This is a genomic window from Hartmannibacter diazotrophicus (genome assembly GCF_900231165.1).
GTDB lineage: Bacteria > Pseudomonadota > Alphaproteobacteria > Rhizobiales > Pleomorphomonadaceae > Hartmannibacter > Hartmannibacter diazotrophicus.
In genome coordinates this window covers 2,809,454-2,834,997 of sequence record NZ_LT960614.1, presented here as the reverse complement: position 1 = coordinate 2,834,997, position 25,544 = coordinate 2,809,454, and the positions used below count along the sequence as shown (strand labels likewise).

At 63.7% G+C, this 25,544-nt stretch carries 22 protein-coding genes and 1 tRNA gene; 21 read left to right on the top strand and 2 right to left on the bottom strand.

The window, feature by feature from the left end; all coding sequences use genetic code 11:
* The first annotated feature begins 70 nt into the window (after positions 1-70).
* The 6 genes from HDIA_RS13325 (at position 71) to HDIA_RS13300 (ending at position 6,636) form a co-directional block, all read left to right on the top strand.
* Positions 71-511 carry a hypothetical protein gene (locus tag HDIA_RS13325; protein ID WP_099556607.1) on the top strand — a complete coding sequence of 147 codons (441 nt, stop codon included), beginning with the start codon at positions 71-73 and terminating at the stop codon, positions 509-511.
* Positions 512-812: 301 nt separating this feature from the next.
* The gene (gene recA, locus HDIA_RS13320; RefSeq protein WP_099556606.1) at positions 813-1,889 is read left to right on the top strand and encodes a recombinase RecA; all 1,077 of its coding nucleotides are present in this window, start codon (positions 813-815) and stop codon (positions 1,887-1,889) included.
* 212 nt (positions 1,890-2,101) lie between these two features.
* Positions 2,102-4,768, top strand: coding sequence for an alanine--tRNA ligase (gene alaS / locus HDIA_RS13315; RefSeq protein WP_099556605.1), 2,667 nt, complete (start codon positions 2,102-2,104; stop codon positions 4,766-4,768).
* A gap of 200 nt (positions 4,769-4,968) precedes the next feature.
* On the top strand, positions 4,969-5,616 hold the full coding sequence (gene nthA / locus HDIA_RS13310) for a nitrile hydratase subunit alpha (RefSeq protein ID WP_162292644.1): 648 nt from the start codon (positions 4,969-4,971) through the stop codon (positions 5,614-5,616).
* Positions 5,613-6,272, top strand: coding sequence for a nitrile hydratase subunit beta (gene nthB / locus HDIA_RS13305; RefSeq protein WP_099556604.1), 660 nt, complete (start codon positions 5,613-5,615; stop codon positions 6,270-6,272). The genes nthA and nthB overlap by 4 nt, the downstream gene beginning before the upstream one ends.
* Complete coding sequence (locus HDIA_RS13300) at positions 6,259-6,636, top strand: nitrile hydratase accessory protein (protein WP_099556603.1); 378 nt, start codon at positions 6,259-6,261, stop codon at positions 6,634-6,636. Before nthB ends, HDIA_RS13300 begins: the two co-directional genes overlap by 14 nt.
* A 108-nt stretch (positions 6,637-6,744) precedes the next feature.
* Here HDIA_RS13300 and HDIA_RS13295 read toward each other — a convergent pair whose 3' ends face one another.
* Complete coding sequence (locus tag HDIA_RS13295; RefSeq protein WP_099556602.1) at positions 6,745-7,965, bottom strand: NADP-dependent isocitrate dehydrogenase; 1,221 nt, start codon at positions 7,963-7,965, stop codon at positions 6,745-6,747.
* A 367-nt stretch (positions 7,966-8,332) separates the two neighbouring features.
* On the opposite strand from HDIA_RS13295, the gene HDIA_RS13290 reads away from it, so the two are divergent.
* From HDIA_RS13290 to HDIA_RS13275, 4 genes are all read left to right on the top strand, one after another.
* A complete protein-coding gene (locus HDIA_RS13290; protein WP_099558888.1) occupies positions 8,333-9,130 on the top strand; it encodes an RNA methyltransferase in 798 nt (265 codons plus the stop codon).
* A gap of 4 nt (positions 9,131-9,134) precedes the next feature.
* On the top strand, positions 9,135-9,929 hold the full coding sequence (gene murI / locus HDIA_RS13285) for a glutamate racemase (protein ID WP_099556601.1): 795 nt from the start codon (positions 9,135-9,137) through the stop codon (positions 9,927-9,929).
* Positions 9,930-10,026: 97 nt separating this feature from the next.
* Positions 10,027-12,225 (top strand): phosphoribosylformylglycinamidine synthase subunit PurL, encoded by a 2,199-nt coding sequence (gene purL, locus HDIA_RS13280; protein ID WP_099558887.1) that lies wholly within the window; start codon positions 10,027-10,029, stop codon positions 12,223-12,225.
* 59 nt (positions 12,226-12,284) lie between these two features.
* Complete coding sequence (locus HDIA_RS13275) at positions 12,285-12,518, top strand: BolA family protein (protein WP_099556600.1); 234 nt, start codon at positions 12,285-12,287, stop codon at positions 12,516-12,518.
* Positions 12,519-12,593: 75 nt separating this feature from the next.
* On the opposite strand, the gene HDIA_RS13270 is transcribed toward HDIA_RS13275, so the two are convergent.
* On the bottom strand, positions 12,594-13,058 hold the full coding sequence (locus tag HDIA_RS13270; protein ID WP_099556599.1) for an outer membrane protein assembly factor BamE: 465 nt from the start codon (positions 13,056-13,058) through the stop codon (positions 12,594-12,596).
* A gap of 144 nt (positions 13,059-13,202) precedes the next feature.
* Between HDIA_RS13270 and HDIA_RS13265 the strand changes: the two genes are divergently transcribed.
* The 11 genes from HDIA_RS13265 (at position 13,203) to HDIA_RS13215 (ending at position 25,519) form a co-directional block, all read left to right on the top strand.
* Positions 13,203-13,742 (top strand): ubiquinol-cytochrome C chaperone family protein, encoded by a 540-nt coding sequence (locus HDIA_RS13265; RefSeq protein WP_099556598.1) that lies wholly within the window; start codon positions 13,203-13,205, stop codon positions 13,740-13,742.
* A gap of 73 nt (positions 13,743-13,815) precedes the next feature.
* The gene (locus HDIA_RS13260; protein ID WP_245883864.1) at positions 13,816-14,319 is read left to right on the top strand and encodes a YceD family protein; all 504 of its coding nucleotides are present in this window, start codon (positions 13,816-13,818) and stop codon (positions 14,317-14,319) included.
* A 308-nt stretch (positions 14,320-14,627) separates the two neighbouring features.
* On the top strand, positions 14,628-15,692 hold the full coding sequence (gene plsX / locus HDIA_RS13255; RefSeq protein WP_099556596.1) for a phosphate acyltransferase PlsX: 1,065 nt from the start codon (positions 14,628-14,630) through the stop codon (positions 15,690-15,692).
* Between the two features lie 2 nt (positions 15,693-15,694).
* Positions 15,695-16,657: a beta-ketoacyl-ACP synthase III gene (locus HDIA_RS13250; protein WP_099558886.1), complete on the top strand. Its 963-nt coding sequence runs from the start codon at positions 15,695-15,697 to the stop codon at positions 16,655-16,657.
* A gap of 182 nt (positions 16,658-16,839) precedes the next feature.
* Positions 16,840-17,157 (top strand): integration host factor subunit alpha, encoded by a 318-nt coding sequence (locus HDIA_RS13245; protein ID WP_099556595.1) that lies wholly within the window; start codon positions 16,840-16,842, stop codon positions 17,155-17,157.
* A 345-nt stretch (positions 17,158-17,502) separates the two neighbouring features.
* Complete coding sequence (locus HDIA_RS26045) at positions 17,503-18,297, top strand: MerR family transcriptional regulator (protein WP_099558885.1); 795 nt, start codon at positions 17,503-17,505, stop codon at positions 18,295-18,297.
* A 152-nt stretch (positions 18,298-18,449) separates the two neighbouring features.
* Positions 18,450-18,526 (top strand) — tRNA-Pro (locus tag HDIA_RS13235).
* 365 nt (positions 18,527-18,891) lie between these two features.
* Positions 18,892-19,548 (top strand): protein-L-isoaspartate O-methyltransferase family protein, encoded by a 657-nt coding sequence (locus HDIA_RS13230; RefSeq protein WP_099556594.1) that lies wholly within the window; start codon positions 18,892-18,894, stop codon positions 19,546-19,548.
* 359 nt (positions 19,549-19,907) lie between these two features.
* Positions 19,908-21,293 carry a TolC family outer membrane protein gene (locus HDIA_RS13225; RefSeq protein WP_099556593.1) on the top strand — a complete coding sequence of 462 codons (1,386 nt, stop codon included), beginning with the start codon at positions 19,908-19,910 and terminating at the stop codon, positions 21,291-21,293.
* A 368-nt stretch (positions 21,294-21,661) separates the two neighbouring features.
* The gene (locus HDIA_RS25670; protein WP_281259944.1) at positions 21,662-22,429 is read left to right on the top strand and encodes a PopZ family protein; all 768 of its coding nucleotides are present in this window, start codon (positions 21,662-21,664) and stop codon (positions 22,427-22,429) included.
* A 240-nt stretch (positions 22,430-22,669) separates the two neighbouring features.
* Positions 22,670-25,519 carry a valine--tRNA ligase gene (locus tag HDIA_RS13215; protein ID WP_099556592.1) on the top strand — a complete coding sequence of 950 codons (2,850 nt, stop codon included), beginning with the start codon at positions 22,670-22,672 and terminating at the stop codon, positions 25,517-25,519.
* Positions 25,520-25,544: the final 25 nt, after the last annotated feature.

Here is a 25,544-nt window from a genome sequence, read left to right as displayed (position 1 = left end):
GTCAGGGTGAGCCGTCGCCGACGATATGAACTTCATTGGCTTTGCGGCTCGGCCTGAAGGACGATACCGCATGCCAGGATTGGGAAGCTTTGGACGCCTTGAGTTCGGCAAGCTCGGATTCAACACCCAGCGTCGCGCACCTACCGCGAATAACCTCCAGCACAACATCAACATCATCACGTCCGCCATCGCCAGCAGGCACCGCCTGTCCGCGAAGATCAACGGGAGTGATACCGTTCTTGAGCCTTACGCTCTCTTTACGTCAGCAAGCGGGACGATCCTCAACGCTGTCGTCATCTTCTCCGATGTCTTGGGTGTTGCCAGCTTCATGCCCCAGAACATCAACGTCGCGACCATGCACGCCGTCAAAGAGGAGAACGACGGGTTCTTCCCGAACTGGGGGTTCGACCTGAGCGGGCTTACTGACGCCACCGAGGTCCTCGCCTCGGTCGACCTTATCCAGTACCCGAAGGATGGCTTCCAGAGCGATCCGGGCGCCGTCACCAGCTAACTGTGGATCCATATTCCTGAATCCACTCAGGCCGGAATGCGCACTCCAGCGTATTCCGGCCAATGCTTTGCGGTACTCAAGATTGGAAGCCATTGATTTTCCTATTTGATTCGCAAAATTCACGCCCTTACATGTCTCAACGGGATACATCCGGTGTAGGTCGCCCGAAACAAATATGGAACACAGCAAAATTCCCTTAATGATTCCATTTTGTTGGTTGGGCTCTTGTTATATGGAACAAAACATGTACATTAACGGCAATTGCAACGCATGATCGCCCGTGAAATAAGGAGCCCATTCAATGGCGCAGAACTCACTCCGCCTCGTCGAGGGAAGTTCAATGGACAAGACCAAGGCGCTTGACGCGGCGCTCTCCCAGATCGAGCGCGCGTTCGGCAAGGGCTCCATCATGCGGCTCGGCCAGGGCCAGGTCGTCGAAGTCGAGGCCGTTCCGACCGGTTCCCTCGGGCTCGACATCGCTCTCGGCATCGGCGGCCTGCCGCGCGGGCGTATCGTGGAAATCTATGGACCGGAATCGTCAGGCAAGACGACGCTGGCCCTGCATACCGTCGCCGAGGCTCAGAAGAAGGGCGGCGTTTGCGCCTTCATCGACGCGGAACATGCGCTCGATCCGGTCTATGCGCGCAAGCTCGGCGTCAATCTCGACGACCTGCTGATCTCGCAGCCCGACGCCGGCGAACAGGCGCTTGAGATCTGCGACACGCTGGTGCGTTCCGGTGCGATCGACGTTCTGGTCATCGATTCGGTTGCGGCGCTGACGCCGCGGGCCGAACTCGAGGGCGAAATGGGCGACTCGCTGCCAGGCATGCAGGCGCGGCTGATGAGCCAGGCGCTGCGCAAGCTCACCGCTTCGATCTCCAAGTCGAAGACGATGGTAATCTTCATCAACCAGATCCGCATGAAGATCGGTGTGATGTTCGGCAGCCCGGAAACGACGACGGGCGGCAATGCGTTGAAGTTCTATGCCTCCGTGCGTCTCGACATCCGTCGCATCGGCGCCATCAAGGCGCGCGATGAGATGGTCGGCAACCAGACCCGCGTGAAGGTGGTCAAGAACAAGCTCGCGCCGCCCTTCAGGGAAGTCGAGTTCGACATCATGTATGGCGAGGGTGTTTCCAAGACGGGCGAACTCGTCGACCTTGGCGTCAAGGCTGGCATCGTTGAAAAGTCCGGCGCCTGGTTCTCCTATAACAGCCAGCGTCTCGGCCAGGGCCGCGAGAATGCCAAGCTGTTCCTCAAGGAGAACCCGGAAGTCGCCGACGAGATCGAACTTGCGATCCGCCAGAATGCCGGGGTGATCGCGGACGAGATTCTCAAGGGCGAGCCCGAGGATGACGGCGACGACATGGAGGCCTGAGCCTCCGGTCGATCGTGCGGCGGCTGCGGCGGGCTTGGTCTCTTGAATTTGCCCGTCGCCGCCATCGGCGTTCAGCGTCTTTTGCGGATCGTTGCGTTTCCGTGACTGCTCTTGTGGACAGGTGAGCGGTTGCCCGTTTAAAACCCATGAACTCTTCGTCGTGGCACAGTCCCTGCGCCCGACCTTTTTTCTGGTTATGGGTGAAGTCTGCCATGAGTGGCGTCAACGAGATCCGGTCCACATTCCTTGAGTATTTCGCGCGCAACGGCCATGAGGTCGTTGCGTCAGGTCCGCTCGTGCCGCGTAACGACCCGACCCTGATGTTCACCAACGCGGGCATGGTGCAGTTCAAGAACGTCTTCACCGGTCTTGAAAAGCTGCCGTATTCCACGGCGACCACGTCGCAGAAGTGCGTGCGCGCCGGCGGCAAGCACAACGACCTCGACAACGTCGGCTATACCGCTCGCCATCACACCTTCTTTGAAATGCTGGGAAATTTCTCCTTCGGCGACTATTTCAAGGAGAATGCGATCGAGCTTGCCTGGAAGCTTGTGACCAAGGAATTCGGGCTGCCGGAAGAAAAGCTGCTGGTCACGGTCTATTCGGAAGACGAGGAGGCTGCGACCTTCTGGAAGAAGATCGCGGGCCTGCCGGACCAGCGGATCATCCGGATCGGAACCTCCGACAATTTCTGGGCCATGGGCGACAGCGGGCCTTGCGGCCCCTGCTCGGAAATCTTCTACGATCATGGCGAGGGCATTCCCGGCGGCCCGCCCGGTTCGCCCGATGAGGATGGCGATCGCTTCATCGAGATCTGGAATCTCGTCTTCATGCAGTATGAGCAGATTGCCGGCGGCCCGCGCCTCGACCTGCCGCGCCCGTCGATCGACACCGGCATGGGGCTGGAGCGGATCGCCGCCGTCCTGCAGGGCGTCCACAACAACTACGACATCGATCTCTTCAAGGCGCTGATCCATGCCTCGGAGGAGGCGACGGGTGTTGGGTCCACGCCGGAGACGGTGGCGAGCCACCGGATCATCGCCGATCACCTGCGTGCTTCCAGCTTCCTGATCGCCGATGGCGTGCTGCCGTCGAACGAGGGTCGCGGCTATGTCCTTCGCCGGATCATGCGGCGCGCCATGCGCCATGCGCATCTGCTGGGCTCCGAAGAGCCTTTGCTGTACCGCCTCGTTGGCACGCTCGCTCACGAGATGGGGCAGGCCTATCCGGAACTGATCCGGGCGCAGTCGCTGATCACCGAGACGCTGCGGCTGGAGGAGGCGCGGTTCCGCAAGACTCTGGCGCGCGGTCTGTCGCTGCTCGACGAGGCAACGACGTCGCTGGAGAAGGGCGACAATCTCGATGGCGAGACGGCGTTCAAGCTCTACGACACCTATGGCTTCCCCTATGACCTCACCGAGGACGCGCTGAAGGCGCGCGGTATCGGCGTCGACCGATCCGGGTTCGAGACGGCGATGGAGCGCCAGCGCGCCGAAGCGCGGGCGAATTGGGCAGGTTCCGGCGAGGCGGCGACGGAAGCTGTCTGGTTCGGCCTTCGCGAGAAGGTTGGAGCTACCGAATTTCTGGGGTATTCTGCGGCCAGAACGGTTGCCAGCGTTGTGGCTCTCGTGGCCGATGGCGTCGAGGCTGCGGCTCTCAAGGCTGGCGCGGAAGGCTGTGTCATCGTCAACCAGACGCCGTTCTACGGAGAGAGTGGCGGTCAGGTCGGAGACACGGGCGAGATCCGCTGGTCCGGCGGTCGCTTCAAGGTGAGCGATACGCAGAAGAAGGCCGGCGGCCTCTTCGTTCACTATGGCGTTGTCGAGGACGGGACGCTGGAGGTCGGCGCCGAGGTCGAGATGGTGGTTGACGCGGGTCGACGCGGTGCGATCAGCAGCAACCATTCGGCGACGCATCTGCTGCATGAAGCTCTGCGGGAAGTGCTCGGCACCCATGTGGCGCAGAAGGGTTCACTGGTGACGCCGGAGCGACTTCGCTTCGACTTTTCACACACCATGCCCGTGACGCCAGAGCAGATCGAGACCATCGAGGCGCTCGCCAACGGGATCATCTTGCAGGATGCGCCGGTGTCGACGCGCCTGATGGCGGTGGACGATGCCATTTCCGAGGGCGCCATGGCGCTCTTCGGTGAAAAATATGGCGACGAGGTCCGAGTCGTTTCGATGGGCACGGCCATCGAAGGCGAGAAGGCCGGCAAGCCCTATTCGGTGGAGCTCTGCGGCGGCATTCACGTTGGGCGGACGGGCGAGATCGGTCTGGTTCGGGTCGTTCAGGAAGGCGCGGTGGCGGCGGGTGTCCGCCGTATCGAAGCGCTGACCGGCGCAACCGCGCGGCGCTACCTGACGGATCAGGAAAAGCGGCTGAAGGACATTGCGTCCGCATTGAAGGTGCCGGTGTCCGATGCGCTCGACCGGGTCCAGGCGCTCATCGAGGAGCGGCGCAAACTGGAGCGCGATCTTGCCGAGACGCGCAAGAAGCTCGCCATGGGCGGCAGTGCCGGCGGCGACGAGATCAAGGACGTCGGAGGCGTGAAGTTCCTCGGCAAGGTGGCCGAGGGGATTTCGCCCAAGGACCTGAAAGGGCTCGTCGACGAGGGCAAGAAGCAGATCGGCTCGGGTGTCGTTGCGATGATCGGCGTTGCCGAGGATGGCAAGGCGGGTGTCGTCGTCGGCGTGACGGACGATCTGAAGGATCGGATCAGTGCGGTCGATCTCGTGCGCGCCGCCGCCGAAGCGCTTGGCGGCAAGGGCGGCGGTGGCCGGCCGGACATGGCGCAGGCCGGCGGGCCGGACGGTTCCAAGGCGCAGGCCGCCATCGAGACGATCGAGAAGGGGTTGCTGGCTCCGGCTGCTGTCTGACGGGGCGTTCCACCGGGCGAGCAATGGCGGCTCGATCACGGTTTGTGGTCGCGGTTTCGGAGGCATGACGCGGTTCAGCCTCCGGATGCCGCGGCTCTCGAACTCCTAGGCTCGTCTGCCATCCCGGTGCGTTGCTGCTGCCGGTTTCCGGTTCCGGCGTGATGGCGGCGCCGGAACGACATACCTGCAAAGAGGGCGTGATGCCGGACGATCATCGCGAGCATGAGCACATGCACGATCATGGGCATCATCACGACAACCGCTATTCCGACATGGAAGCGCGTGTTCGCGCCCTTGAAACTCTGCTGACGGAAAAAGACCTGGTCGATCCGGCGGCCCTCGATGCGATCGTCGAGACGTATGAGACCCGGGTCGGCCCGCGAAACGGCGCGCGGGTCGTTGCCAAGGCGTGGGCCGATCCCGAATTTGCCGAATGGCTCAAGCAGGACGCGACTGCCGCGATCGCAAGTCTCGGCTATACCGGCCGGCAGGGCGAGCATATGCGGGCGGTGTTCAACACGCCCGACACCCACCATCTCGTCGTCTGCACGCTGTGCTCCTGCTATCCTTGGGCCGTGCTTGGCTTGCCTCCGGTCTGGTACAAGGCGCCGGCCTATCGCTCGCGCGCCGTGATCGATCCGCGCGGCGTGCTGGTGGAATTTGGCGTGGAGCTGCCCGCTGACAAGACGATCCGCGTGCTCGATTCAACGGCGGAACTGCGCTATCTCGTCGTGCCGGAGCGTCCGGTAGGTACGGCTGGCTTTGACGAGGACGCCCTTGCCGATCTCGTCACGCGCGACTCGATGATCGGGACGGGCCTTGCTCTGGCCCCGGAGGATCGGTCGTGAATGGCCCCCATGACCTCGGTGGCCAGATGGGGTTTGGCCCGGTCGCACCGGAACCGGACGAGCCCTCTTTCCATGCCGACTGGGAAAAACGGGCGCTGGGGCTGACGCTTTCCGGCGGGGCCATGGGCGCATGGACCATCGACGAGAGCCGGCATGCGCGTGAGTGCATTCCGCCAGTGGCCTATCTGTCCGCAAGCTATTATGAGATCTGGATCCGTGCCCTTGAGGTGCTGCTCGAGCGGCACGGCTTTGTCACGGCCGAAGAACTGGCCGACGGACATAGCCGGCAGGCAGGCGCTCGCCCGGCGCGCGTGCTGACAGCCGATCAGGTCGCGACCGTTCTCGCGAAGGGCGGACCATGCGACCGGCCCGCAGAAACGATGCCCAGGTTTTCTGTCGGCGACCGGGTTCGCGCGCGCAATTTTCACCCCACCGGCCATACCCGGCTGCCGCGCTATGCCCGCGGCCGCGTTGGTGTGGTCGAAGCCGTGCAGGGCTCCTTCGTTTTCCCCGACGACAATGCCCACGGACGCGGCGAGGACCCGCAATGGGTCTATCTTGTCACCTTCACGGGGGCGGAAATCTGGGGCGAGGGGGCCGATCCCTCGCTCATGATCTCCATCGATGCCTGGGAGAGCTATCTTGAGCCGGTGTGAGGCGCGTGCGCCGCTTGCCGCGTCTCCCGGCCTGCCGAAGTCGGCCGAAGGCGATCCGGCTTTTGCCGAGCCATGGCAGGCGCATGCCTTCGCGCTCGCCGTGCAACTTCACGAAACGGGGCTCTTTTCCTGGGGCGAATGGGCGGCGGCGCTTTCGGCGCGGCTGCATGAGGAGGGCCGGGCGGAGGACGGGTCTGACTATTTTGATGCCTGGGTCCAGGCACTGTGTGATTTGCTGGGCGCCAAGGACATCGCCGCCGAGGCCGGCATCCTGGACCTGCAGAAAAGTTGGCAGCGCGCCGCCGAAGCGACGCCGCACGGCCGGCCGATCGTTCTGGAGAATGACCCGGAGCGGCGTTCTTAGGCCCGCTGGTCGCTTGTCCTCTCGCTCGTCCAAACAAAAAAAGCGGCGGAATTGCTTCCGCCGCTTTGCGATGCTCTGGCTGCCCTCAATGAGGGAGCACCGATTGCCTTACTTCCACTCGCCCATGGCGGTTTCGAGGTTGGAGGCGATCTTCTCCAGGAAGCCCGCGGTCGACAGCCAGCCCTGATCAGCGCCGACGAGGAGCGCCAGATCCTTGGTCATGAAGCCGGCCTCGACCGTGTCGACGCAGACCTTCTCCAGCGTGTCGGCGAAACGCGCGAGTTCGGCGTTGTCGTCGAGCTTGGCGCGATGGGCAAGACCGCGCGTCCAGGCGAAGATCGAGGCGATGGAGTTGGTCGAGGTCTCCTTGCCCTGCTGGTGCATGCGGTAGTGGCGGGTGACGGTGCCGTGGGCGGCTTCCGCCTCCACCGTCTTGCCGTCCGGCGTCATCAGCACCGAGGTCATCAGGCCGAGCGAGCCGAAGCCCTGGGCGACGATGTCCGACTGCACGTCGCCGTCGTAGTTCTTGCAGGCCCAGACATAGCCGCCGGACCACTTCAGCGCCGAGGCGACCATGTCGTCGATCAGGCGGTGCTCGTAGGTCAGCTTGCGCTTCTCGAACTCTGCCTTGAACTCGGTGTCGTAGACTTCCTGGAAGAGATCCTTGAAGCGGCCGTCATAGGCCTTGAGGATCGTGTTCTTGGTCGACAGATAGACCGGATAGTTGCGCATCAGGCCGTAGTTCAGCGAGGCGCGGGCGAATTCGCGGATCGAATCGTCAAGGTTGTACATCGCCATGGCGACGCCGGCGCCGGGGAAGTCATAGACCTCGTGCTCGATGGTCGTGCCGTCCTCGCCGACGAACTTGATCGTCAGCTTGCCCTTGCCGGGCACCTTGAAATCGGTCGCGCGATACTGGTCGCCGAAGGCATGACGGCCGACGATGATCGGCTGCGTCCAGCCCGGCACGAGGCGCGGCACGTTCTTGGCAATGATCGGCTCACGGAAGATGACGCCGCCGAGGATGTTGCGGATGGTGCCGTTCGGCGAACGCCACATCTTCTTCAGATTGAATTCCTCGACGCGCGCCTCGTCGGGCGTGATCGTGGCGCACTTGACGCCGACACCGACGCGCTTGATGGCGTTGGCGGCGTCGATCGTGACCTGGTCGTCGGTGGCGTCGCGGTTCTCGACGCTCAGGTCGTAATACTCCAGGTCGATGTCGAGATAGGGATGGATCAGCTTGTCCTTGATGAACTGCCAGATGATCCGGGTCATCTCGTCGCCGTCGAGTTCGACGACCGGGTTTGCCACCTTGATCTTGGTCATAAATTGGTCCCCGTTAAAGGTCGTGCACGAAAGCCCAGGCCCGACGACTGATCCGTTCTCAAGCGCCTCATGGTATGAAGCCACCGGCGATCATGATTGATCGATCGATATTTCCGTTTACGTAAGCGGAAACTCGCCAAGCTTGGTCATGCCGCTTCATATCACCCGCGATGCGTGACGGAAATCCTCCTTTTCGCTTGCCGGGCCGATTTCCGCGCCGGCAACTTCGATATATAGCGGAGGCAACGTGTAGCCGGCGGATCGTTCGCGCCGGCAGCGGCCGGACAGTGCCCAGAGGAAAGCAGGACACGTGCCAGAGGATTTCGAAGCAACAGAAAAGCATACCGCCGGAGACGCAGCGGCGGACCTGCGGCCAGCCATCATTCTCGTGGAGCCGCAACTTGGCGAGAATATCGGCACGGCTGCCCGGGCGATGGCCAATTTCGGGCTGTGCGACCTGCGCCTCGTGACGCCGCGCGACGGATGGCCGAACGAGAAGGCCCGCGCGGCGGCGAGCAGGGCCGATCATGTCATCGACGCGGTGCGGGTCTATGACGACCTCGCCTCGGCCGTGAAGGACCTGTCCTTCATCTATGCGACAACGGCACGCGACCGGGATCTTTCCAAGCGCGTCTGCGGTCCGGTTCAGGCGGCGGCCACCATGCGCCAGTTCGAGGGGCAGGGCGGGCGCGTCGGCATTCTGTTCGGACGCGAGCGCTGGGGTCTCAACAACGAGGAAATCTCGCTGGCCGACGAGATCCTGACGCTGCCTGTCGATCCGGAGTTCGCCTCGCTCAACATCGCGCAAGCGGTGCTGGTGATTTCCTACGAGTGGCGCAAGGCCGGTTTTTCGGAGGCCGACGGCGGAATTCCCTTCCAGACGCCGGAGCGTTCCCTGCCGGCCACCAAGGACGAACTGGTGGGGCTCTTCGAGCATCTGGAAGGTGCGCTTGACGACGTGACCTTCTTCCGGCCGCCGGAAAAGCGGCCGACCATGGTGCGGAACCTGCGCGCGATCCTGCAGAAGGCGGAGCTCAACGCGCAGGAGGTGCGCACGCTGCGCGGTGTCATCTCGGCGCTGGAGCGCAGGCATCTTCGACCGCGCGACGAGAAGGGCAACAAGCCCGCGTCCGCACCCAAGGGTGACAGCGAAAAGCAGGACTGAGTCAATGGCGGAGCGCAGCCGGGTTCTTGTGTTCGATTCGGGTTTCGGCGGGCTTTCCGTCGTTGCCGAGATCCGCAAGGCGATGCCGGATGCCGCGCTCACCTATCTCGCGGACACGGCCGTCTTTCCCTACGGCCATCTGCCGGAAGCGGATATCGTCGCCCGTGTCGCCGAACTGATGACGGTCGCGGTGCCGCGGTTCGCGCCCCAGGCGATCGTCATTGCCTGCAATACGGCCTCGACGCTGGTGCTGCCCGACCTTCGGGCCCGTTTCACGATCCCGATTGTCGGCACGGTCCCGGCGGTGAAACCGGCGGCGGAGAGAAGCCGCAGCCGGATGGCCTCGGTGCTGGCAACGCCCGGCACGGTGAAGCGGGATTATACGCGCCAGCTGATCGAAACCCACGGACAGGACTGCCGTTTCACGCTTGTCGGCTCGCAGAGGCTCGCCTCGCTGGTGGAGGCGGAATTTGCCGGCGAGACGATCTCCGATGACGACTTCGGCAGCGAGGTCATGTCCTGCTTCGTCGACGACGGCGACCGGCGCACCGACACCGTGGTGCTGGCCTGCACCCATTATCCTCTGGTGCTCGACCGTCTCAAGGCGCTCGCCCCGTGGCCGGTCGAATGGATCGATCCGGCGCCGGCGATCGCGCGGCAGATCATGCGGGTTACCGAGACGGTTGCCGTCGAAGGGGGCGGGCAGGGCGAGGACATCTTCCATGCGACGGGCCGTCTGCCGCCGGACGGGCTTGTGCAGCGGTTTGGATTTGCCGGCCAGGAGCCTTTCGTCATCTGAATCTTCTTTGGGTGGCGGCAATAAACTGTCGCATTTCGCGTCAATCCCCCTTATCTGAGTGCCGACATTTGAAGCCCGCGCCAGCCCGGACCCGATCATGATCCCCAACGACACGCCGATCACGCCCGACCTCGTCAAGAGCCATGGCCTGAAGCCCGACGAATATGAGCGCATTCTCGACCTCATCGGACGCGAACCGACGCTGACCGAACTCGGCATCTTTTCGGCCATGTGGAACGAGCACTGCTCCTACAAGTCGTCCAAGAAGTGGTTGAAGACGCTGCCGACGACGGGCCCGCAGGTGGTGCACGGACCGGGCGAGAACGCGGGCGTCGTCGACATCGGCGACGGCGATGTTGCGGTCTTCAAGATGGAGAGCCACAACCACCCGTCCTATATCGAGCCCTACCAGGGCGCGGCGACGGGCGTCGGCGGCATCCTGCGCGACGTCTTCACGATGGGTGCCCGGCCGGTCGCGGCGATGAACGCGCTGCGCTTCGGCGAGCCTGACCATCCGAAGACCCGCCATGTGGTCTCCGGCGTTGTCGCCGGTGTCGGCGGCTACGGCAATTCCTTCGGCGTGCCGACGGTTGGCGGCGAGGTCAATTTCCACCCGCGCTATAATGGCAACTGCCTCGTCAACGCCTTCGCGCTAGGCCTCGCCAAGGCGGACGGCATCTTCCTGTCGCAGGCAAAGGGTGTCGGCCTGCCGGTGGTCTATCTCGGGGCGAAGACGGGCCGCGACGGCGTCGGCGGCGCGACCATGGCCTCGGCCGAATTCGACGAGACGATCGAGGAAAAGCGCCCGACCGTGCAGGTCGGCGATCCCTTCACCGAGAAGCGCCTCCTGGAAGCCTGCCTTGAACTGATGACGACCGGCGCGGTCATTGCCATCCAGGACATGGGCGCCGCGGGCCTGACCTGTTCGGCGGTGGAGATGGGCGCCAAGGGCGACCTTGGCATCGAGCTCGATCTCGACAAGGTGCCCTGCCGCGAGGAGCGGATGAGCGCCTACGAGATGATGCTGTCGGAGAGCCAGGAGCGGATGCTCATGGTGCTCAGCCCAGAAAAGGAGGAAGAGGCCGAGGCGATCTTCCGCAAGTGGGAGCTCGATTTTGCCATCGTCGGCGTGACGACGGACGACCTGCGCTTCCGGATCAAGCATCAGGGCGATGTCGTCGCGGACCTGCCGATCAAGGATCTCGGCGATCAGGCTCCCGAGTACGACCGTCCGTGGGTGGAGCCGAAGATACCTGCGGTAGTCGCGCCCGAGGATGTTCCGGCTCCGAACGATCTTGCCGGAGCCTTCCTGACGATCCTCGGCAGCCCGGACATGTCGTCGCGCCGCTGGGTCTACGAGCAATACGATACGCTCGTTCAGGGCAACTCGGCGACGATCCCCGGCGGCGACGCCGGCGTGATCCGGGTCGACGACAGCAACAAGGGTCTTGCGCTCTCGGCGGACGTCTCGCCGCGCTATTGCGAGGCCGACCCGTTCGAGGGCGGCAAGCAGGCCGTGGCCGAATGCTGGCGCAACATCACCGCCGTCGGCGCGACGCCGCTTGCGATCACCGACAACCTCAACTTCGGCAACCCGGAAAAGCCGGAGATCATGGGCCAGTTCGTGATGGCCATCAAAGGCATCGGCGAGGCCTGCAAGGCGCTCGACTTCCCGGTCGTCTCGGGCAACGTCTCGCTCTACAACGAGACCCTCGGCCAGGCGATCCTGCCGACGCCGGCGATTGCCGGCATCGGCCTCCTGAAGGATGTCACCAAGCGGGTCGGCATCGCCTTCCACAATGCCGGCGAGACGGTGATTCTGATCGGCGGCCACGGCCGGCACATGGGCCAGAGCGCCTATCTGCGCGACGTGCTCGGCCGTGAGGACGGAACGGCGCCGCATGTCGATCTGGCCGTCGAGCGCCGCAACGGCGATCTGGTGCGCGGCCTCATTCAGGACGGCACCGTGAGCGCCTGCCACGACCTGTCCGACGGCGGTCTCGGCATTGCGCTTGCCGAAATGGCGATGGCGCGCGGTGTCGGTGCGAAGGTCGCATTGCCGGAGGGTGCGCCGCATGTGACGCTCTTTGCCGAGGATCAGGGCCGCTATCTGCTGTCGGTGCCGTCCGACAAGGCCGAAGCGGTGCTGGCACGGGCAGAAGCGGCCGGCGTTGCGGCCGAGGCCATCGGCACCACCGGCGGCGATTCCTTGTTGGTTGGCGAGAACATCGCCATATCAGTGAAATCGATGATCGAAGCGCATGAGGACTGGTTTCCCCGCTTCATGGCGGGTTAATCTCTGTGAGGAGTTGGTACCGTCGGTGCCAGTGATCGAGTGGTCGGGAGGATGACGATATGGCGATGCAGGCACGCGAGATCGAAGAGCTGATCAAGGCTGCTCTTCCGGACGCCAAGATCGAAATCCGCGATCTGGCCGGTGATGGCGACCACTACTCAGCGATCGTGGTCTCGGAGAGTTTCCGCGGCAAGACCCGCGTTCAGCAGCACCAGCTCGTCTACAATGCCCTCAAGGGCAACATGGGCGGCGTGCTGCACGCGCTCGCGCTGCAGACCAGCGCGCCCGATTGAGGGAAAGACACTTTCTCAACAAAAAAAGGCGGCCGGGCAAACCGGCCGCCGTTTTTGTTTGAAGACCCGCCGCGATCAGAAGGGCATCGCGGGCTTGGAGTTCAGGATCTGGCTGATGAGGTTCAGGTCCGTGCCGGTCGTCGGCGTCTTGCGGGTGATGAAGTCGAACACGCGGCCGTCCTTCAGCCCGTATTCCCCGATCCTGCTGACGGTGTTGTCGTCGTTGAAATAAATGGCAAGCACCCGCTGGTCCGTGATCGAGCGGCCCATCAGCGGATTCTCGTCGATCACCTGGGTGATGTAGTAGTAGGTCTTGCCGTTGAGGCTCGACTGCGTGGTGGGCGTGCCGAACACGAGAAGGACCTGCTCCTCACTGGAGCCAACCGGCACCTGCTCCAGACCGTTCTCCGGCATGACGAAACCATGCTGAAGCGGCGGAGCGCCGCAGGCGCCAAGCGCCAGTGTCAGTCCCAGGACTAATGCGCCCGTCCGGATCGATGTCTTGATGCTGGTCGAGCGCAAGGCACACGTCATCTTCATCTGTCTCCTGCCCGTCGATCGGGCGCGATATTCATTCCACCGCGCCGTTGTTGGATCGCTGCTTGGCAACTTGCCTAGCCTGCGCTACGTCACAAAGCAATCGTCAACCATTCCAAGCCGCTCTCGATCGATCGGACAGGGGTCATGATTCTTCAACTGCTGCGCCGCCGACGCACGTCCGGGACGGTTGACCGTCTCTATGGCGCGGTGATGGCCACAAGCCGCGATCCCGCCTATTACACCGACTTCGCCGTGGCCGATACGGTGGAAGGACGATTTGACCTGCTGATGCTGCATGTCGTTCTGGTGGTTCGCCGTCTCCAGCGCGAAGGGGATGGCGACAAGGCAATGGCGCAGACCCTGACGGAAGCCTTTTTCGCCGACATGGATCGCACGATCCGTGAAATGGGAATCGGCGATCTGTCGGTCCCAAAGCGCATGAAGAAGATCTCCCAGGCCTTCTTCGGCCGGTATACCGTCTACGATCAGGCCATCAATGCAAAGGATCGTGAGGGTCTGGCAGAGGCGCTTCAACGCAATATCTACGATGCGCTCGACGAGCGCGCCGAAGCGGCGCAGCGGCTTGCGGGTCATGTCCTCAAGCAGGCCAAGGCGCTGGACGACATGACGATACCGGACCTTTCGGCGCTCTCAGGCAGCCTGCCGGTCAAGGTCTCGGTCTGATCGCCAATCAAGGAAACGAATGCAGGTAGCCATGACAAGCAGCGAGAGGTTTCCGTTTTCCCGAAGGGTGGATGTGCAGGCACTGCCCGCGCGCGGAACGGCGGTCAACATTGTGGCCAACGACGAGGAATGCGCCGCACTGGCACGCGATCTCGATCTGCCGGCGGTGCACTCGCTGTCGGCCGAACTGCTTCTCTCACCGTTTTGCAAGACCGGTGTGCGTGTGGCCGGCCGCGTTCGCGCCAAGGTGACGCAGTCCTGCGTCGTCACGCTCGAACCGGTCGAGGAGACCGTGGACGAGGCGATCGACATCCGGTTTCTGCCCGCTGACGAGATCGAGACGGTCAGCGAGGAAATCGAGGTCGACCCCGAAACGGAAGATCCGCCGGAGCCGCTGGAGACCGGCGATCTCGATGTCGGGCAGATCGTGGCCGAGCACCTGGCTCTCGGGCTCGATCCCTATCCGCGGGCGCCGGGGGCAACCTTCGATCCGCGGATCGAGGACGCCGGCGACGAGGAGCCTGAGTCGCCCTTTGCCAAGCTCCGGGCCCTGAAGGGCGAGGGGCAGGGCGAATGAAGGCGCCGGCCGCTGCCGGCCGGGAGGCCGGTGTGCGCGGCGAATTGAGCGGCAGGGCGTGCTCCGGCGATGGTTTGCCGGTTTTGCTCACTTTCCGGCCAGCCGAAAGAGTTGAACCGCAGCAAGCCTATTGTTTCCTGGATGGAAGCGGGTATGTTCGCGGCGCCTCGCGAGGCTTGGCTCTCCGAGCCCGGGCGGCGGACGCGACGTCCCGCCGTTTCGGCCCGCGGAACGGAGCAGGACGGACGGAGCGGACTCTGCCGGGCTCGTCGGTTCAGGCGTATTGAGGATCTGGGTAACGGCACGGCATGGCGCAACCGATGAAGATTTCCGTCGATGCGATGGGCGGCGACCATGGGCCGTCGGTCATTCTGGGCGGCTGCGAACTGATCCTGGCACGACGGCCGGACATTCACTTCCTGCTCTACGGTGACGAGGCAAAGATCGCCGAGGTGCTGAAGAACCTGCCCCGGCTTTCCAAGTCGTCGACGGTCATTCACTGCGCCGTGGCGATCGCCATGGACGACAAGCCGAGCCAGGCGCTGCGCTCGGGGCGTGGCAAGTCCAGCATGTGGCGCAGTGTCGAGGCGGTGAAGACGGGCGAGGCTTCCGTCGCCGTTTCGGCCGGCAACACCGGCGCGCTGATGGCGATGTCGAAGTTCTGCCTGCGTACGCTGGCCGCCATCGAACGTCCGGCGATCGCGGCGCTCTGGCCGACCATGAAGGGCGAGTCGGTCGTTCTCGACGTCGGGGCGACGATCGGCGCCGACGCGCAGCAACTGGTCGATTTCGCCGTCATGGGCGGGGCGATGGCACGGGCGCTGTTCCATCTCGACAAGCCGACCGTGGGTCTGCTCAACATCGGCGTCGAGGAGGTGAAGGGCCTCGACGAGGTTCGCACCGCCGGCGCCATGTTGCGCGAGGCCAACCTGCCGATGATCGCCTATGGCGGCTTCGTCGAAGGCGACGACATCGGCCAGGGCAAGGTCGATGTGGTGGTCACGGAAGGCTTCGCCGGCAATATCGCGCTCAAGACGGCCGAGGGCACCGCCAAGCAGGTGGGCTCCTATCTCAGGGCGGCCATGAGCCGGACCATCATGGCGCGGATCGGTTATCTCTTCGCGCGCAGTGCCTTCAACAGGCTGCGCGAGAAGCTCGATCCACGCAAACTCAACGGCGGGGTGTTCCTCGGTCTCAACGGCATCGTCATCAAGAGCCATGGCGGTACCGATGCGGAAGGTTTTGCCAGCGCGCTGGACCTTGCCTACGACATGGTCCGCAACGACCTGCAGGCAAAGATCCGCGAGGGCCTCGAGGAATATCACCGCGGCAGGTTCGGCGGCCTTGAGCCCGAACAGGAAAGGATGTCTTGAGCGTGGTCAGATCCGTGATCCTGGGCACGGGCAGCTATCTGCCCGAGCGGGTGCTCACCAACGACGACCTGTCCAAAATGGTCGATACGTCAGACGAATGGATCGTCCAAAGGACGGGCATTCGTGAACGGCATATGGCTGCGGACGGACAGACGACCGCCGATCTTGCCGTCGAGGCCGCGCTGAAAGCCCTTGAGGCCGCCGGTGTCGCCGCCGAGGACATCGATCTGGTGATCCTTGCCACGTCGACGCCGGACAACACCTTTCCGGCGACGGCAACCAAGGTTCAGGCCCGCCTCGGGATCGCCAAGGGAGCGGCCTTCGATCTGCAGGCCGTCTGCTCCGGCTTCGTCTATGCCGTGACGACCGCGGATTCGATGCTGCGGACCGGCATTGCCAAGCGCGCGCTCGTCATCGGTGCCGAGACATTTTCGCGCATCCTCGACTGGAACGACCGCACAACGTGCGTGCTCTTCGGCGACGGCGCGGGTGCGGTCGTCATGGAGGCGCAGGACGATGCCGGCACGCGGGGTGTCGTCACCTGTCAGCTGCGGGCCGACGGGCGCCACGGCGACAAGCTCTATGTGGACGGCGGTCCGTCATCCACCGGCACGGTCGGCCATCTCAGGATGGAGGGCCGGGAGGTCTACAAGTTCGCGGTAGCCGCGGTGACGGATGTCATCGAGCATGCCTTCGAGGCGAGCGGGGAAACCGCCGAGAGCATCGACTGGTTCGTTCCCCACCAGGCAAACCGCCGCATTATCGAGGCCTCGGCGAAGAAACTCGGCATTGCCGAAGACAAGACGATCCTGACGGTCGACAGCCACGGCAACACGTCCGCCGCCTCCATTCCGCTCGCTCTCGACACGGCTGTGCGTGACGGACGGATCAAGAAAGGCGACGTCGTTCTCCTTGAAGCCATGGGTGGTGGCTTCACCTGGGGCGCGGTGATCGTGCGCATGTAAAACCGACCGGCGTCCACCGCTGCGTCCGGCTGATGGCCGGGAGCGGTGGATAGCGCGGAAAGTTAGTCGGTTTTCGGCACTTATCTCCTTGACGATATTGACCGCAAAGGCATGTCGGCATACCGTTCCCAGTCTAAATCCTGACTTCGGACGGTGTCTTAAACAAGAAGAGAGTGATGCCAATGGGGGGCAAGACCGTCACACGAGCCGATCTTTGCGAGGCTGTTTATCAGAACGTCGGATTGTCGCGTACCGAGTCCGCCGAATTGGTGGAAGCGGTGCTCAGGGAGATTTCGGACTGTCTCGTCACGGGTGAGTCGGTCAAGCTGTCGTCGTTCGGCACATTCAACGTGCGCTCGAAGACGGAGCGGATCGGTAGGAATCCAAAAACCGGCGAGGAGGTTCCGATCCTTCCCCGGCGGGTGCTTGTGTTCAAGCCGAGCAACGTCCTGAAGGACCACGTCAACGGTGTGCCCACCAATGGTGCTGCCGAGGACTGACGATCGATTCCTATGACAGACGGCTCGCAGGCTGATCCTGACGACGTCCGGGACGGCGATAGCCGTCCCGCGCCTGCATCTCCAGGCGCCATTCTCCATGTCAAGCCGGGGAATTTGCAGTTTTGCTCGCCAGACGCTTGATGAATGGCCGCGTTGCGGGCATTGTCTATGACGCCGTTTGGCGTAGAACTCCTGTTTAACCCATTGCGCTCAATAGATAATCCACGTTTAACAAGATGGTGGAGCGTGAGATGATTCGTGCCGGCTCATGGCCTTCTGGCGGGACGGGTATTGCTGTCTGGCCCCTGCAGGCGTCGCCGATGTTGACGGATGCGTGAGATGACCCTGGAGAAGCGACCCGATGCCTTTCGGACCATCAGCGAAGTTGCCGAGGAACTCGATCTTCCTCAGCATGTGCTGCGGTTCTGGGAAACACGCTTTTCGCAGATCAAGCCGCTGAAGCGCGGCGGCGGGCGACGCTATTACCGCCCGGACGACCTCGACCTGCTGCGGGGCATTCGTCATCTCCTTTACGGGCAGGGCTTTACGATCAAGGGCGTTCAGCGCATCCTGAAGGAACAGGGCGTGCACTATGTCATGGAGATCTGGCGATCTCCTCCCGAGGTGGTCCTGCAGGCCACCAGTGCCGCTCCGTTGCAGGGACAGGGTCCAATGAGCCCGTATCCACATGACGACGGCGATGGTGACGAGGACTATGAGGCGCCACCCGAGCGTGGACGGGAAGCCGTGAGGCCGGTCGACCTTTCCGGCCCGCATGCGGCCCGCCCGGCGGACGTTGCGTCCTACGAACCGTCTTCTCGCGACGACTATCCGCAGATCGACGCCGGCTCCCGCGAGTCCGGCCATGCGGCGCCGGCGCCGGAGGCCTACTCGCCGCGTCCCGCTGGCGGGGCTATCGCCGAGGTGCTGCCGGACGAACCGCTTCCCGCCGGCATCTTGCCGGAGGAGGCGCAGCCAAGAAGCGGCTTCCGCTTCATGGACAGGCTCAGGGGCGGGGCGCATGCCGGGGAGGCGGCGCAGGGCCCGGGCGGATCGCTTTCCCGCGATGACATCAGGCGCCTGCAGTCGACGCTGTTCGAATTGCTGGAATGCAAGCGCCTGCTGGATCAGACGCGCTGATTTTCGTCCTAAAGGACGTGCACGGGCAGGGGCCATCCGTGTGAACTTCCGCGCCGAAAAATGGCGCGGATGCCGGGCTTTCCACTTTGTCGGTCGGTGGCCGAAATTCCTGCTTGCATCGGATGGCCGGAAAATATAGGGCTTTGCGGCGTCGGAGCGTAGCGCAGTCTGGTAGCGCACTTGACTGGGGGTCAAGGGGTCGTCGGTTCGAATCCGGCCGCTCCGACCATCTTCGAGCGATCTTCATCGCTTTGAAAGATGAGCGGAATTTTCCGCAGAGAGGCAACGCCAGCCACCGTCCAGGCCTTCGGTCGGGCGAGGGGCGAAACGGCCTTCATGTTGCGCCGGCCGCCGCGTCCAACATTCCTTCTTTTCCGTTTTTGCCCATCTTCTGATCCGCCCGTGGCCATATCGGACCCGTTGCGGGCGGTTGGCGCGGTTTCATGTCCTCGCTCCCGACGGTCCGTTACCGGATCATGCCGGCTGTCGCCCGCAGCGGGCTTGTCAGTGCCGGACATCGCGGATATTGGAAGGTCTGGACAGCCGGCGCCCCCTGAGCGCGGGCCTCGCGATTTCAGCAAGGGATTCCAGAGGATGGCCGACAGCGATCTTGCCCGCACGAAAATGGTCGATGGACAGGTCCGTCCGAGCGACGTGACCGACTATCGCATCATCGACGCCATGCTGGACATTCCCCGGGAAGAATTCGTCCCCTCGGCTCAGCGCGCGCTGGCCTATTCCGATCTGCCGATCAGCCTTGGCGCCAGCGGGCGTGCCATGCTGATGCCGCGCGTGCTTGCGATGATGATCCAGGCGGCGGACATCCTGCCGGGCGATGTCGTCCTCGATCTTGGCTGCGGAACGGGCTACTCGACCGCCGTCATTGCACGTCTGGCGAGTTCCGTCGTGGCGCTTGAGGAGGACGCCGCGCTGGCGGCATTCGCAACCTCCGCCCTGCAGGACCTCGGCATCGACAACGCGGCCGTCGTCGAAGGGCCTCTTGCAGCCGGATACGAGGCCGAAGGGCCTTATGACGTCATCATCGTCGAGGGCGCGGTCGAAATCCTGCCCGACACTATTACCGATCAGTTAAAGGATGGCGGACGCCTTCTCGTGATCGAAGGGCGAGGGCTTTCGGCCCGGGCCATGCTTTATGTTCGCAGCGGCGATGATGTCAGCGGACGAATCGTGATGAATGCTGCGGCTCCTCTTCTTCCCGGCTTTGCCAAAGAGGAAGAATTCGTCTTCTGACGTTGCCGATTCGATTCTTTAACTTGCCTACTTCGCAGATCAGCCTGCGCTAGTGATGGACTGACGGCGTAAGGTCCGGCATCCGTGCCAGGACTATTTTGCCTGCCTTTCGTCGTGCTTTGATATTCTGACCTGGGCGGCCCGGCAGGTTTTGCCGAGCTTGCGGCCAATCTGTGACCTTCCTGCCGCACATGACAGCTTTTTGGCCATAAACGCCCGGTTGGTCCTTTGCAGAGTCCCCGAACCGTTTACAGTGCGACGACTGCTCGGTGTCGCCCTATCGGGAGAATCGGGTCATACGACTTATTAATTGGATGGAAACCATAATCGGCTTCTGTTGTCGGACTTGGAAACCATCGATGCGGCAGATTACGGCGAGGTTTGACGTGCAACTGAGACGGTTCATTTCTGGAACGAGCGCAGCGGCCATTCTGGTGCTGGGACTTGGATCCGGCCTGGCACACGCAGAGACCCTGACCGAAGCTCTTGCTGCGGCCTATGCCAACAATCCAACGTTGAACGCCGCCCGGGCTGGTACCCGGGCGACGGACGAGGGCGTGCCCGCCGCGATTGCCGGCTACCGCCCAACGGTCAGCGCCGGTGCGACCGCGACCTTTCAAAGCAGCCGAACGCTGGAATCGCGGATCGGACAGATCGCGCTCACCCTGACCCAGCCAATCTTCCGGGGCTTTCGGACCGAAAACTCCGTGAAGTCGGCCGAGGCGGCGGTGAAGGCGAGCCGCGCGGCGCTGCGCAACACCGAGCAGACCGTCCTGCTCGATGCCGTCACCGCCTACATGAACCTTGTGCAGGACCGGGCCATCGTCGATCTGCGCAAGAGCAACATGACCTTCCTCAGCGAGCAGGTTCGCGCGGCCAACGATCGTTTCTCGGTCGGTGAAGGCACGCGGACCGACGTCGCCCAGGCCAAGGCCGCGTTTGCTTCGGCGTCTTCGGCTCTCAGCCTTGCCGAAGCCACGGTCAAGGCGGACGAGGGCACCTATCGCCAGGTGGTCGGCCACGATCCGAAGGGTCTGTCGAGCGCGCGTGCGGTGCTCCAGCTGCTGCCGAAGTCCTACGACTCCGCTCTCAGTCAGGCGCGTCAGAACCATCCGGCGATCAGCGCCGCGGTCTTCAATTCGGATGTTGCCGCGCTGAATGTCAAGATCATCGAAGGCGAGCTGCTTCCGACGGTGTCCCTGAGCACGTCCGTTGGGCGGACCTGGGCCAGCGGCCAGACGAGCACGAACACCGGGACGGCCTTCTCCGTGACCGGCGACATCAACATTCCGCTCTATCAGGGCGGCGCGGTCTATGCGCGCGTCCGCCAGGCCAAGGAGCAGTACGGTCAGGCCCAGCTGCAGGTCGATTCGACCCGCGATCAGGTGCAGGCGCAGCTCATCGCCGCTTGGGGAACGCTGGAAGCCGCTGAAGCGCAGATCACTGCGGCCCGCTCGCAGGTCGATGCCGCAAGGCTCGCTCTTGACGGTGTCATCGAAGAGCATCGCGTCGGACAGCGCACCACGCTGGACGTCCTGAACGCGCAGACCGATCTGGTTGACGCTCAGGTGAGCCGCGTGCAGGCCGAGCGTGACGCGGTGGTCGCCAGCTACGCGGTCCTGTCCTCGATCGGCAAGCTGTCTTCCGAAGACCTTTCGCTGAAGGTGACGTCCTACAAGCCGGAAGTGCACTACACGAAGGTGCGCGACAAGTGGGGCGGGCTGCGGACCCCCGACGGCCGCTGAGCCGTCCCAAAGACTTTGCTGGGTGCCGGTCTGCGCCCGCTGGAGCATCGAAAAGATGCCTCGGCGGGCGCAAATCGTTTGGGCCGGTGGCCTGAGCGAGACCGGGCGTCAACCGGAAGACGGGCTGCGGCGGCCTCCGGGGCGACCTGGAAGCGGTCGCTGATCATATCATTCGGGGAAAAGCCGGATTTCGGGAATGGTGCCCGTTCGCGGCGGGCCGCTGCGGTCCTATACTGACGTCTAAATACCTCGGCGAATCAATTTCACCGAGGCAAAATGGCCGCCCGTCACTGGGAGCGGCGGAACGATCAGGACTTGCCGGGGGCGTTTGGTAGATGGCGAAAGCGAGTACCTCCCAGGAACCATCAATGGAGGAAATCCTCGCGTCGATCCGGCGGATCATTTCCGACGAGACGACGTCTGCGCCTCCGCAGAAGGCCGAGCCCGAGCCGGAGCCCGAACCTTCGTTCGAAGACCCCTCCGAGACGATTTCCGAGGACGACCTCGACAAGCTCTTTGCCGCCGAAGCCGACACGGCTGACGTCGATGCCGAACCGGAGACCGAGGTCGAGGATATCCTCGACCTCGACGAGGTTGCCGAAGAAGAGGCCGCCGGGGAGGACGATGTCCTTGATCTGACGAACGAGATGGGCCTTGAGGAAGGTCCGGAGACTTCGGCGGGCGTCGACCCCTTCGAACTGGTGCAGGGGCTTTCGCCGGAAGAGGACGATCTCGCCTTCGTAGACGGCAGCGAGTCGGCAGGCGGTTCCGAACTGGAGCCCGGGTTCGAGGTGGAAGACGTCGCGGCCTCCGTCATGGACGATCTCGACAAGGCCCAGATGTCGAGGGCCGAGGCTGCCATGGAGCGGCCATCGGCGGGATTTGCGACCGGCGGCTACGAGTTCGGCAGTTCCTTCGATGCGAGCACGCTGATCTCGGCGGAAGCGAATGCCTCGGTGAATGCGGCCTTCGGGTCGCTTGCGCACACGGTGCTGACGAACAATGCCCGCACTCTGGAAGATCTTGTGTCGGATCTCCTGCGGCCGATGCTCAAGAGTTGGCTCGACGAAAATCTCCCGACCATGGTCGAGCGTCTGGTGCGGGCGGAAATCGAGCGGATTTCCCGCAAGCGCTAACCAATCCCCCTGAATGACGGCTGACAGGCCCCACCAAGCTCAACGGGTTCGGGCGGCGTACACGGTGCCTTTATGGCTCCATGTGACTGCGCGCCGCTCTTGCGGTTGACTTCGCGGGCCTGCTCGGCTTTGTAAAGCATCGCGTCTTTGGCGGTCACGGCCGCCAAGTCGCGCCATGATGCTCTATCTCTTTGGCCGCGCTGTATTTTCGGGCGGCCAGCAGCCAAGACAGAACCTTCGATGCTGGAAAAGACATTCGACGCCGCAACGGTCGAGCCCCGAATCTACGAGACCTGGGAAAGCGCGGGGGCCTTCAAGGCCGGCGCCGGGGCCGTGGAGGGCGCCAAGCCCTTCACGATCGTGATCCCGCCGCCGAATGTCACCGGCTCGCTGCACATGGGCCACGCGCTCAACAACACGCTGCAGGACATCCTGATCCGCCTGATGCGGATGCGCGGGCGCGACGTGCTCTGGCAGCCGGGCCTCGACCATGCCGGCATCGCGACGCAGATGGTCGTCGAGCGGCAGCTCATGGAGCGCCAGCTTCCCGGCCGGCGCGACATCGGCCGTTCGGCCTTCATCGAGACGGTCTGGACCTGGAAGGCCGAATCCGGCGGCACCATCGTCAACCAGTTGAAGCGCCTCGGCGCCTCCTGCGACTGGTCGCGCGAGCGCTTCACCATGGACGAAGGCCTGTCGAAGGCCGTGCTCAAGGTCTTCGTGCAGCTTTACCGCGACGGCCTGATCTACAAGGACAAGCGCCTCGTCAACTGGGACCCGAAGTTGCTGACGGCGATCTCGGACCTGGAGGTCGTGCAGACCGAGGTCAAGGGCAACCTCTGGCACTTCCGCTATCCGCTGGCCGATGGCGCGACCTATTCGGCGCCGATTGCCTGGGACGACGAGGGTCATCCGACCGAATACGAGACGCGCGACTATATCGTCGTCGCCACGACTCGCCCGGAGACGATGCTGGGCGACACCGCCGTTGCGGTTCATCCGGACGACGAGCGTTACAAGGAACTGGTCGCCGCCGGTGCCAAGGTCGTGCTGCCGATCGTTGGGCGCCGCATTCCGATTGTCGCGGACACCTACTCCGACCCCACCAAGGGCACGGGCGCGGTGAAGATCACGCCCGCGCATGACTTCAACGACTTCGAGGTCGGCAACCGGCACAATCTGCCGAAGATCAGCATCATGGATGTGGAGGCGCGGATCACGCTCAAGGACAACGAGGATTTTCTCGATGGCCTGGAGCCGACCGATGCGCAGAGGGGCCTCTGGGACCAGCTTGAAGGGCTCGACCGGTTCGAGGCGCGCAAGCTGATCGTCAGGATCTTCGAGGAAAGCGGCCTGCTCGACACCATCGAGCCGCATCCGCACATGGTTCCGCATGGCGACCGCGGCGGCGTGCCGATCGAGCCCTTCCTGACCGACCAGTGGTATGTGAACGCCGAGGCTCTGGCCCGCCCGGCGATTGCCGCCGTGCGCGAGGGGCGCACGAGCTTCGTGCCGAAGAACTGGGAAAAGACCTATTTCGACTGGATGGAGAACATCCAGCCGTGGTGCATCTCGCGCCAACTCTGGTGGGGACACCAGATCCCGGCGTGGTACGGACCGGATGGCAGCGTCTTCGTTGCGGAATCGGAAGAGGAAGCGGTCGGCGATGCGCTCGCCCACTATGTCCTTAACGGCACGATCGCCGAGGAAGAAGCGGCGGCGATGGCCTCGGACGCCGACAAACGGGCCGGCTTCATCACGCGGGACGAGGATGTTCTCGACACCTGGTTCTCCTCCGCGCTCTGGCCCTTTTCGACGCTCGGCTGGCCGGACGAGACGGCGGAACTGAAGCACTATTACCAGACCGACGTGCTGATCACCGGCTTCGACATCATCTTCTTCTGGGTCGCCCGGATGATGATGATGGGCCTTCATTTCATGAAGGACGAGCACGGGTCGTCGATCGAGCCCTTCCATACCGTCTACATCCACGCCCTCGTCCGCGACGAGAAGGGCGCGAAGATGTCGAAGTCGAAGGGCAACGTCATCGATCCGCTCAACCTCATCGAGGAATACGGCGCCGACGCGCTGCGCTTCACGCTGGCGGCGATGGCGGCGCAGGGACGCGACATCAAGCTCGCGACCTCGCGCGTTGCCGGCTATCGCAACTTCGGCACCAAGCTCTGGAACGCCGTGCGCTTTTCGCAGATGAACGGCTGCGAGCGCGTGGCGGCTTTCGAGCCATCCCTCGTCAGCGAGACGATCAACCGCTGGATCATCGCGGACCTGGCACGGGCGACGTCCGCCGTCAGCGAGGCGCTCGACAGCTACCGCTTCAACGATGCGGCCATGGCGGCCTATACCTTCGTCTGGAACGGCTTCTGCGACTGGTATCTGGAACTTGCCAAGCCGATCCTTTCGGGCGACGACGAAGCCGCCAAGGTGGAGACGCAGGCGACGACCGCCTGGGTCATCGACAAGATTCTGAAAGTCCTTCACCCCTTCATGCCGTTCATCACGGAAGAACTCTGGGCCGAGACCGGCAAGGCGGGACCGGCGCGCGAGGGCATGCTGGCGCTTGCCCGCTGGCCCGAGCACGCGGTGACGACCTCCCAGGCCGCCGACGAGATCAACTGGCTGATCAACCTCATCACCGAGATCCGTTCGGTCCGCGCGGAGATGAACGTTACGCCGGCAACCCTCGTGCCGCTGGTGATGGTGGGAGCCAGCGAGACGACGAAGGCATGGCTTGCGACGCACGAGGCGGCGATCAAGCGGCTGGCGCGCGTCTCCGACGTCTCGACCTCCGAGGCTGCGCCGGGACAGTCGGCCCAGATCGTCATCGGCGAGGCGACGGCCTGCCTGCCGCTTGCCGGCGTCGTCGACCTTGCGGCCGAGAATGCGCGCCTTTCCAAGGAATTGAACAAGCTCGACGACGAGATCGGCCGCATCGACAAGAAGCTCTCGAACGAGGCTTTCGTCGCGCGGGCGCCGGAAGACGTGGTCGAGGCGGAACGCGATAAGCGCGACGGCTATGCCGAGCGGCGGGTGAAGGTCGCCGAGGCTCTGGCCCGGCTGGCGGCGGAGTAATCCGCCGTCTTTGGGCGCCTGCTGC

Bases quoted from the DNA above. Each gene is read 5' to 3' on its own strand.
- recA (WP_099556606.1), top strand. From the start codon at position 813: ATGGCGCAGAACTCACTCCGCCTCGTCGAGGGAAGTTCAATGGACAAG.
- HDIA_RS13265 (WP_099556598.1), top strand. From the start codon at position 13,203: ATGATTCTTCAACTGCTGCGCCGCCGACGCACGTCCGGGACGGTTGAC.
- HDIA_RS13270 (WP_099556599.1), bottom strand. From the start codon at position 13,058: ATGAAGATGACGTGTGCCTTGCGCTCGACCAGCATCAAGACATCGATC.
- HDIA_RS13275 (WP_099556600.1), top strand. From the start codon at position 12,285: ATGGCGATGCAGGCACGCGAGATCGAAGAGCTGATCAAGGCTGCTCTT.
- purL (WP_099558887.1), top strand. From the start codon at position 10,027: ATGATCCCCAACGACACGCCGATCACGCCCGACCTCGTCAAGAGCCAT.
- HDIA_RS13215 (WP_099556592.1), top strand. From the start codon at position 22,670: ATGCTGGAAAAGACATTCGACGCCGCAACGGTCGAGCCCCGAATCTAC.
- HDIA_RS13295 (WP_099556602.1), bottom strand. From the start codon at position 7,965: ATGACCAAGATCAAGGTGGCAAACCCGGTCGTCGAACTCGACGGCGAC.
- alaS (WP_099556605.1), top strand. From the start codon at position 2,102: ATGAGTGGCGTCAACGAGATCCGGTCCACATTCCTTGAGTATTTCGCG.
- HDIA_RS13245 (WP_099556595.1), top strand. From the start codon at position 16,840: ATGGGGGGCAAGACCGTCACACGAGCCGATCTTTGCGAGGCTGTTTAT.
- HDIA_RS25670 (WP_281259944.1), top strand. From the start codon at position 21,662: ATGGAGGAAATCCTCGCGTCGATCCGGCGGATCATTTCCGACGAGACG.
- murI (WP_099556601.1), top strand. From the start codon at position 9,135: ATGGCGGAGCGCAGCCGGGTTCTTGTGTTCGATTCGGGTTTCGGCGGG.
- plsX (WP_099556596.1), top strand. From the start codon at position 14,628: ATGGCGCAACCGATGAAGATTTCCGTCGATGCGATGGGCGGCGACCAT.
- nthA (WP_162292644.1), top strand. From the start codon at position 4,969: ATGCCGGACGATCATCGCGAGCATGAGCACATGCACGATCATGGGCAT.
- HDIA_RS13225 (WP_099556593.1), top strand. From the start codon at position 19,908: ATGCGGCAGATTACGGCGAGGTTTGACGTGCAACTGAGACGGTTCATT.
- HDIA_RS13230 (WP_099556594.1), top strand. From the start codon at position 18,892: ATGGCCGACAGCGATCTTGCCCGCACGAAAATGGTCGATGGACAGGTC.
- HDIA_RS13325 (WP_099556607.1), top strand. From the start codon at position 71: ATGCCAGGATTGGGAAGCTTTGGACGCCTTGAGTTCGGCAAGCTCGGA.